Origin of the sequence: Microcoleus sp. Pol12B4 (genome assembly GCF_036701385.1) — a bacterium.
Taxonomy (GTDB): domain Bacteria; phylum Cyanobacteriota; class Cyanobacteriia; order Cyanobacteriales; family Microcoleaceae; genus Microcoleus.
Window position 1 is genome coordinate 1 of sequence record NZ_JAUBQR010000252.1, and the last position, 9,034, is coordinate 9,034.

Here is a 9,034-nt window from a genome sequence, read left to right on the forward strand (position 1 = left end):
AAAGATTCTAATTGGGCTATTTCTTTGTCCATATCTTTTTGTGGAAGTTGTAAGTTATTCATTTTTTTTGTCATCCTGTAGTATTGCATATAATTGTACCATAATTATGATAATGATTTAGGATTGCTATATAACCGGATGTACGATCAAGCATAAGGGTAAATTTGAGCCGAGACGGATAACCATTGGCTCTCACAAACAACCTTTGCGCGATCGGTTCCAACGATTGGTTAGACTTGTAAGTGTAAAGTTACTAAGCTCAGAAATATGAAAATTTATAACTTTGACATTTAATTTGTTAGGATCGGAATTATTTTTATCTCTCTTCTCTTTATCTGCGTGAATCAGCGTCAATCCCTTGTCATCGGCGGCCCGAAAAATTCTCTTTTTTTAACCGCAGATACAGGCAGATAAACACATATTAGCGCAGATGAATTATCTCAATTCCGGTTGCACCGTCTGTGATTGTTGACTGTTGACTAGATTTTACGCCCGACGATGCTACCGGATTTAATATGATACGATTCTAGAGCTATACGTGCAGCTTTAACCTCATGGTGAGGGGATAACTTATTCTGAAGTTTTTCCGGGTTTACTGTTAAATAAGTTGGCTTTGTTAGCTGGGAATTTAGCGATAGTGCTAGAGGTTTTGCTGCGGCGGAATATCAAGGTTTTGTGAAAAATTTGTCTTAATTTTATTGATTTTTTTCCCCGCAAGCCATCAACCAAAAACTCATCATCGATCGACCGCCCGCAGCGACAAACTCATCCCGCGAAACCAGATAGCTGGCTATTTCAGACTCTGAAATCAACCCTTGTTTGACCATTTGCAAAATGGGTCCGGAGTCAAGTAAAGGTTGGAATGCTTCAATTCCTATTATATCGCTGTGGCTGACAACCGCTTCTAAATCAACGCTAACAAACCCAGCTTCTTTGAGAATGCGGCACAGATTTCGCGCGACGCATAAATTGCCGCCCCGCGATGCCATCACCTGCTTGAATTTCTCCCTGACAATCTCGACTGACAACGGTGGATTTGTCAGCCAAAACAAATCCGCATCGCTATCGATAATCACCAGTTTTCCCCCAGGCTTCAAGATTCGGAAGATCTCTCTAGCTGCTGCGACGGGCTCTGGGAGGTGAACGAACAGCAAACGGGCGATCGCAAAATCGAAAGTGTTAGTCGCCAAACTAGTATCCGCAACCGATGCTGGGACGTGATTTACTCGATCGCCCCCTTTGTCCTGCAAATATCCTACTGCTTTTTTGTGCAGTATCGGGTCAATTTCTACCGCTGTTACCGAACTGTTTGGCAGCAATTCTAACAGTTTTTCGGTGAAAAATCCCGGCCCGCTACCAGCTTCCAAAACATTCATCCCGTCGGCTAAACCGAACCACTTTAAAGTGCGCGCTTCCTTTTCCCAACTGAGGATAACTTGAGCTTTTAACCGTTGGATTTCTCCCTCAAACTCCAGATTGTACGTGTTTGCTTGATACGAACCTTCTGCGGTCATAAAATCATTCCTCTTACCGCGAAACAGGCGGCTGCAAAACTTTAGCATTCTTTGCTATTTCCATTTCCTCCAAAACCGGCTCTAAAACCGGAAGAGGAATCGGCACTTCTTCAACTACCTGATGCTTTTCCAAAGTCAAGCGAGACTGGGACGAACCAGACAATCTTTTCAACAATTTCGGTGTCGGATCGTACAACAAATAAATAATTCGATCGCCTGCTTGCCAAATCTGGGTCGCCGACACTACTTGCAAGTACCCTTGCCTTTCCAGTAGCAGCGGCGCCAACTCCCCGGCTTTAACCAAAGCTTGCAAGTGAGCAATCTGAAACTGCAATCCCTCACTTTTTAACTCAGTTTCCCCCAATTTTACTTCGCCATCGCTCAAATATTCGTTCCAATCCTTCAGCGACCAATCGGAGACAAAAGCTTGATTAATTTTAGTCTGATTTGCAGTCGTATTTGCTTGCGGATCTTTGGGGAATATTGCCAAAACTCTCGGGGGTGCAAACTCTTCGGCCGCTCGCTGAGCTAACACTAAGTTTACCTCGCCGTTGTTAGTCATTGCTAAAAAAGTTCCCATCGACTCCAGTCCAGCTTCTTCTAACACGCTGTGGTCGAGAGCACTGCTCAAAAACACCCGCAAACCCTCTCGTTCTGCTTGTGCACAAGCTTCCGGGTCGGTGTCGATAATTGCCACAGATTCTCCGCGTTCTTGAAACAAGCGAGCAATTAATCTGCTTAAAGGATTTGATCCGACAATTGCAGCACCGGTTGCGGATTTTGAGGTGATGCCCAACAGTTGAGCGATCCGTCCGGCCGTTAGTCCCTGGACGAAAACTGTCATAATAATTGTTAGGAAAACTAAGGCTTTAATCGAGTCGCCGCCGTTGATTCCCCGCTGGGTGAGCAAAATTGCAAATAAAGATGCGATCGACGCTGAGACAATTCCCCTCGGCGCTACCCAACAAACAAATAATTTCTGCCGCCAATTCAGTCCGCTATTCCAAGTACACAGCCAAACGTTGATCGGCCGCACTACCCACATTAAAGCTAAAACTGTAAACAAACTTCCCCAACCGAGGGCGACCACACTAGCGAGGGATAAATCGGCCGCCAGCAGTACGAACAGCATAGAAATAGCCAGGACAGTCAGTTGACCTTTAAACCTCCTCAGCAGCCTTTCTTCCGGTACAGCAGCGGCTCTGAGGACGATGCCGGATACCACAGTTGCCATCAGTCCCGACTCACTGCGGATTTCTTCTGCTAAGCCGAAAAATCCCCACAAACCGGCTAAAACTACTAAGTTTTTGAGGTCTTCTGAGAGAAATTGCGATCGCTTGAGAATGAATCCCAGCAGCCAACCTCCCGCAACCCCGATGACTGTGCCAACTAAGAGTCGCACGATTAAATCTCGGAACAAAACCAGCAAATCAGCATTGCCGTTCAAAATAATATTCAGCACCAATACCGCCAGAATTGCCCCGACAGGATCGATTAAAACGCCTTCTGCTTCTAGCAAGGCGGCAACTTTTTTGTCAACGGATACTTGTTTGAGCAAAGGGCCGATTACCGTCGGGCCTGTGACCACTACTAGAGAAGCATACAGAAATGCGATCGGCCAGGGAAATTCCCCCAACCAGTGTGCGGCCATCCCGCCGCCAATTAGCGTAATTAAAGTGCCTACGGTAACTAAGTTGCGGATGCTGCCCGAAAGTTTTCCTAAATCTCGCAATTCCAAATTCAAGCCGCCTTCAAACAGAATTAACGCTACGCAAAGCGATACCATAACTTCCAAACCGCTGCCCAGCAGATTCGGGTGCAGCACTCCCAAGCAGTCTGGGCCGGCTAAAATGCCAAACAACAGCAAAAAGACGATCGCCGGAACTTTCAGATAAGCGGCGAGAACTTGAGCGCTGATGCCACAGATGACGGTCATGACCATCAACTGGGTGATGTTAAAGGGAATTTCCATAGATACAATTGTTACAGGCTGCCCGCTTAGTTTTAAATGTTCGATGGCGGGTAATTGGAGTGCAGACGCTATTTTCGGCGCAGCTTACCAACTCGGCACGGCACTGGATTTTTGCGAATAAGATTAAAAAACCTTGATATTGGCTCTAACTTTATCAGATAATTCTCTTGGCGTCAAAGATGGTAGCTAAGCGAGAGATTGTCTGTTATGTTCGAGAGTCCAACGGGATACGGGCAGAGAGGGAGACGGTTTGACGAATTTTGATGGGGAGTCAATCTCACATCTCAAATAGCAAGATTTGCCAGATTTCCCATTATAGAGCCTTTCAACTTCCAGATTCATCTGTGGAGTCAATTTCCAATCAAAAAGCTCACATCTCAAATCGATCGCCCTCAGACTCATCTTTAGAGTGAGCATCTCACTTTTTCAACAAAGCTAGAAATTGGAGCCAGGAGACAGGAATTAGGAGGCAGAAGGAAAGAGGAATAAGTGTTTTTACAAATATGAGATGCTCCCTCTTTAGAGTAGATTTCCCATTTCAAATCAATCTAAAATCGCAATATTCATCTGTATAGTCAATCTAAAATCTATAATCTAGTGGCATTCTGCCACCTGCGAAAAAACTCCGATAGAATGACCGGCGAAATTAGGCCTTCCAGCCAATCTAAAGCCTGGTTTTGCTGGGGTGCGGCCCGATAAAATTTGCACGCATCTATCAGCCGAATCGGAGAATTAGTGCCAGTAGATTGAGAGCGCCACTTTTGTGCAAACTCGGCAATAATAGCCGGAGAAATTTGTTTTTGCAGCCAATCTAAAGCTTGGTCTTGTTGTGCTAAACCGCGATAAAATTTGCCCACATCTATCAATCGCAAATTACTGTCTTGAGGTAAGGTAGTTGCCCGCCATTTTTGAGCAAATTCCCCTAAAACAGTGTTAGAAACTTGACTTTGCAGCCAAATTAAGGCTGTATCTTGGCTAGCACTAGCTTTATAAGACGAAAATACCTGAGTCAGCCGCACGTCTGATATGGGAGTGGGAGTCGGAGAAGGAGTCGGCTGCGGGACGGGTGTCGGGGCTGGAGGGGGAACAATTACTTTGGGAGATTTTCGCATCAAAGCGGCCCAAGTTTTGAGGCTGCCAATGCCGTCTGGATTGAGACCTTGAGATTTCTGAAACGAGATGAGCGCCGCTGTGGTGGTGGCTTCAAATTTACCATCCATCGCGCCTTGATAGAAACCTTTAATTCTTAATTCCCTCTGGATGTCTGCAACTTTATAACTTACGGCGCCTTCTCGGACGCTTTCAAAAATATTGGTGTCTACATTGCCCGATACGCCTGACACGATGCCGGTGTCACTGTACTGCCAAAAAGTCCAAGTTTTCCAGCCCCCCGGAACCCAAGGTTCCTCAGCACTGGTATAGTGAGCAATCCACAGTGGGTAATCTGCAAACCGTTTTGTCCCCAGGTTGTCCCAGAAACCGGGGTAAGTGTAGATAATCGGCCGCATCAACGTGGATTTTTCGACGGCTTCTAACCAGATTGCGGCTCGATCGCACAATTGATCCACACTCAAACCGCCTGTAGTTTCCACATCCAAGACTGGCGGCAAATCCCCCGCTTCGAGTTTTACAGTTTTTAAGAACAAATCTATTTGTCCTTGAATGCTGCTTGCAGGTCGAAAAAAGTGGTAAGCACCGCGTTGAATCCCCGCCGCTTTCATCGCCGCCCAATTGCGGGCGAAAGTTTGGGAAACTAACGTTGCACCCTCGGTCGATTTAACAAAACTGAAGGTAATACCATCCCGGGCAACTGCTTGCCAATTGACATTGGGCTGGTAGTCGGAAACGTCTATACCGCGAATACTCATATTACGAAGAGTTGGGAAAAGCTGGTTTGGTCTGAAGTAGCGACTCAATTAAGGGTACATTAAATTGTAATGCTAAGTCGCTAATTGTTTTTTTTGCAGGGGAGATTGTCCCAATGAACTTCGATCGAATAGAGCCCGGCCCTGGTGAAGAGTCTGTTTGGGATTACCCACGTCCCCCTCGGCTTGAGGAATCGACCAAACACGTACAGATAATTTTTAATGGAGTGACGATCGCCGACACGCGCCGTCCTCAGCGGGTATTGGAAACCAGCCACCCTCCGGTTTACTATATCTGCCCCGATGACATCAAAATGGAATATTTGCACAAAACTTTACAGGGTTCTTGGTGCGAGTGGAAGGGACAAGCCGGTTATTACACTGTGACGGTAGAGTCGAAAGAAGTAGTAAATGCTGCTTGGTTTTATCCCAATCCTAATCAGGTTTTTGCAGCTATTAAAGATTATGTGGCTTTTTATCCCAGCAAGATGGATGCTTGTTATGTGGACGGGGAATTAGTGCAATCTCAACCAGGGGATTTTTACGGCGGCTGGATTACCAAAGATATTGTTGGCCCGTTTAAGGGAGGTCCAGGAACTTGGGGGTGGTGAGGAAGTTTTGAGTTTTGAGTTTAGGACGGGGGCAGACACCGTGTTTTTTTACGCAAAACCTCGTTACAGCCTCGACCCCGGTTTAACAACCAGGTTTTTTGAGTTTTTGTGCGCCGCGAATGAGTTGAGAACTCGTGCAGAAACTGGTTTTTTTACGGCGCAAAAAACCAGAGTCAAAAATAGACTAATAATTCAATAAATCTATAATTGAGTGAGGACGAATCAAGGCAATGCAGGCACGGCAGAAACTAACGCAGCTTAAATAAATAGTCTAGTAAAGAATAGGGCCACTGGTAATAAATAAATAATTATATAATTTAATAGCTGACACTAGCTTTGTTGCTAGTTTATTGTTTATTCGGATATGCGCTGTGTCTGTTGAATTTATTGAGTCCTCTAACTCGCCAGAAAAATCACCCAAAAATTTATCTTTAGAGTCTACTCTTAAGAATCTGGCTCTATTCAATTTTCAGGTTGACTCCTCCTATCTCGCCAAAGAAGTAGCTCGGTTGTTTCAATCTCACCCGCTGCTTCCGGGAGTTATCTTGACCGTAAATGGGGAATTTTTAGGGATGATATCGCGCCGGCGATTTATGGAACGCATGAGCCGCCCTTACGGAGTAGATATATTTGCTTGCAGACCGATTATAGCCTTGTATCAAATATCTCAAACCGATATTTTGATTTTACCAGGAGTAGCCTTAATTGTCATGGCAGCTCAGCGCTCCGTGCAGCGACCGCCGGAACTGCTTTACGAGCCAATTGTTGTGCAGTTAGAACCTCAAGTTTACCGATTGTTAGACGTGCATCAACTCTGGGTAGCTTTATCCCAAATTCACCAACAAGCTACTTGGTCTATGAGCGAACTTTATTACAATTTATCGCTCACGCAATCCGAGTTAGAAGCAGCTAACTCTCAATTAAAAGCAGCTAATTCCGAATTGTATCGCCTTGCCAACTTAGATGGCTTAACTCAGATTGCCAACCGCCACTGTTTTAACGAATTCTTACAGAAAAAATGGCAAGAATTGGGAGAAGCAGCAGCACAACTATCTTTGATTTTATGCGATGTTGACTTTTTTAAGACATACAACGATACTTACGGACATCAGGCGGGAGATGCTTGCTTGCAGCAGGTAGCCCAAGCTATTTGGGCAGCGGTAAATTACTCAGCAGGCGCAGTTTCGGGGGAGACTCTGGTAGCTCGTTACGGAGGTGAAGAATTTGCGGTAATTTTACCCCGCATTTCGTCTGAAATAGCTGTTTGGATTGCAGAGCAAATTCGAGTTTGGGTAAAAGAACTAGAAATCGAACACCTTAATTCAGCGGTGTGTTCTTTCGTGACGCTAAGTTTGGGGGTAGCGAGCACGTTTCCTCAGCCCGCAACTTCTCAGGAAAATCTACTTGCAGCGGCAGACGGCGCGCTTTATCAAGCTAAAGACAAAGGGCGCGATCGAGTAATTTTAGATGCCGATGGATTTTAGATGGGAGAAAGCGACCCCACGGATTGATCCGGGGCTTGTTTAGTCGTTTCCATCAGAGATTGTCTGGCAAGTCGCCGATCGACCTGCCGATGCTAGCCAGCAATTTCTCCAAAGCTTTCATCTGCTTGACGGTAAACGTCGGCACATTCTTCCCCAACTCCCAACGACTGATTGTTTGCGACGAAACGCCAAGCTCGCGCGCCAAATCTTCCTCACTCATCTCCAGTTCTTCCCTGAGCTTCTTCAAATGCGACTCTTCATCTTCAGGTCGCGGAACGGGCTTTTTCGGCATATCCTCGATCGCACATTTTTTATATAAAATGCTTAAACATCTTGACTAAATAATAAATTGATTAGACAATTTTGGAAAGGAGCATGAATCGATTATGCCTTACAAACAGCATCTGAATTCCTAGGTTATTGTTCGCCTGCTTCCGAATTGACAATAGAAGCGTCGTAGGTGGGCTCCGCAGTTGGTCGGATTTGAGCAAGTATTTAGCTTGAAGGTGTGCAATACTGCGTATAAAATTTTATCGGGCGATCGCCCCGTGCCTACAAAGACTCGCACCAAGCACGTTCTGCCGTCCAGTGTCTGTCTGAAGATTCATAAATCCTCAACCCATCCAACCCGGCATTTTGGATCATCTCCTCAATTTCATCCAGCGTAAATGCTGCTTGCAACGAATCGCTGAATAACTGTTTCTGATGCGCGTTGCAATCTCCCGCATACAGATTGACTAAATTATCCCTGATTTCCGCTTTTTCCGGCCGCAGCAAATCCCGCAAAAAAATTGCTCCCTGCGGCTTCAACACCCGCTTGACTTCCTGCAAAAACGGCAGCGGATCGGGCAAATGGTGGATAATGCTGTTGGAAATCACCATGTCAAAATAACTGTCTGGATACGGCATGGCTTTAGCATCAATTAATTCGAGACTAATTTGCGATCGCACGCCCGCCTTTTCCAAATTTTGGGCCCCGACTTTCAACATATTTGCCGACAAATCGATGCAAGTCAATTTCCATGCTTGCCGGAGTTGACAAAGGGCGATCGGAATTCTCGCCGTACCCGTCCCCGCATCCAAAACGTTTCCAAAAACCGGCCCCAATGCCGCAGCACTCTGAGCAAAAGCAGCATTAACCTCAGTAAAGTCCATCGAATCGTATTCGATCGCCTCTTCCAACGAATCCATCACTTCCGGTTCCAAAACTCGCTGCATAAAATTTATCTCGTTATCTGGCATTTCCATATAGGGGTTCAGTTTCGCCTGCAAAAGCTCGACTAACTCCGGTTCCATATATTCGTAATTGTCCGGGATTTGCAGGCAAATAACTTTCTTGCCTTCGAGACTTTTGGGAAATTTGCTGCGAAGTCGATCGCCATGCTTCTTCTCCATCACAAATATCCAATCTGCCCAACCGACAAGACCCTCAGTTACTCTAATTCTTGCACCTTTTTCCGTTCCCGCCGATCGCACGCTGTAGCCACTGACCTTCTGGCATATCTTCTCGGGGTAGTCCTAAACAAGTAATGATAAATTGTAGTGATGGATAAAATACCAAATCGCACCGATGTGATTATTTAATGAC

7 protein-coding genes are annotated in these 9,034 nt (G+C 45.6%); 2 read left to right on the top strand and 5 right to left on the bottom strand.

Features of this window, described 5'->3' with window-relative positions:
• Positions 1–695: 695 nt before the first annotated feature.
• The 3 genes from QUA38_RS25045 to QUA38_RS25055 form a co-directional block, all read right to left on the bottom strand.
• Entirely contained in the window at positions 696–1,514 is an 819-nt protein-coding gene (locus QUA38_RS25045; protein ID WP_333166716.1) for a methyltransferase domain-containing protein, read from the bottom strand.
• Between the two features lie 13 nt (positions 1,515–1,527).
• Positions 1,528–3,486, bottom strand: coding sequence for a cation:proton antiporter domain-containing protein (locus QUA38_RS25050; protein WP_333166719.1), 1,959 nt, complete (start codon positions 3,484–3,486; stop codon positions 1,528–1,530).
• A 587-nt stretch (positions 3,487–4,073) separates the two neighbouring features.
• Complete coding sequence (locus tag QUA38_RS25055; RefSeq protein ID WP_333166722.1) at positions 4,074–5,354, bottom strand: GH25 family lysozyme; 1,281 nt, start codon at positions 5,352–5,354, stop codon at positions 4,074–4,076.
• 113 nt (positions 5,355–5,467) lie between these two features.
• Here QUA38_RS25055 and QUA38_RS25060 point away from each other — a divergent pair, with 113 nt between their 5' ends.
• Positions 5,468–5,962 carry a DUF427 domain-containing protein gene (locus tag QUA38_RS25060; protein WP_333166725.1) on the top strand — a complete coding sequence of 165 codons (495 nt, stop codon included), beginning with the start codon at positions 5,468–5,470 and terminating at the stop codon, positions 5,960–5,962.
• A gap of 371 nt (positions 5,963–6,333) precedes the next feature.
• The gene (locus QUA38_RS25065; protein ID WP_333166728.1) at positions 6,334–7,446 is read left to right on the top strand and encodes a diguanylate cyclase domain-containing protein; all 1,113 of its coding nucleotides are present in this window, start codon (positions 6,334–6,336) and stop codon (positions 7,444–7,446) included.
• Positions 7,447–7,498: 52 nt separating this feature from the next.
• Here the strand turns inward: QUA38_RS25065 and QUA38_RS25070 are convergent, their stop codons facing one another.
• Entirely contained in the window at positions 7,499–7,738 is a 240-nt protein-coding gene (locus QUA38_RS25070; protein ID WP_333166730.1) for a helix-turn-helix transcriptional regulator, read from the bottom strand.
• Between the two features lie 260 nt (positions 7,739–7,998).
• Positions 7,999–8,922: a methyltransferase domain-containing protein gene (locus tag QUA38_RS25075; RefSeq protein WP_333166734.1), complete on the bottom strand. Its 924-nt coding sequence runs from the start codon at positions 8,920–8,922 to the stop codon at positions 7,999–8,001.
• Between the last annotated feature and the right edge of the window lie 112 nt (positions 8,923–9,034).

Coding starts and splice junctions, on each gene's coding strand:
- QUA38_RS25055 (WP_333166722.1), bottom strand. CDS start 5,354: ATGAGTATTCGCGGTATAGACGTTTCCGACTACCAGCCCAATGTCAAT.
- QUA38_RS25060 (WP_333166725.1), top strand. CDS start 5,468: ATGAACTTCGATCGAATAGAGCCCGGCCCTGGTGAAGAGTCTGTTTGG.
- QUA38_RS25050 (WP_333166719.1), bottom strand. CDS start 3,486: ATGGAAATTCCCTTTAACATCACCCAGTTGATGGTCATGACCGTCATC.
- QUA38_RS25045 (WP_333166716.1), bottom strand. CDS start 1,514: ATGACCGCAGAAGGTTCGTATCAAGCAAACACGTACAATCTGGAGTTT.
- QUA38_RS25070 (WP_333166730.1), bottom strand. CDS start 7,738: ATGCCGAAAAAGCCCGTTCCGCGACCTGAAGATGAAGAGTCGCATTTG.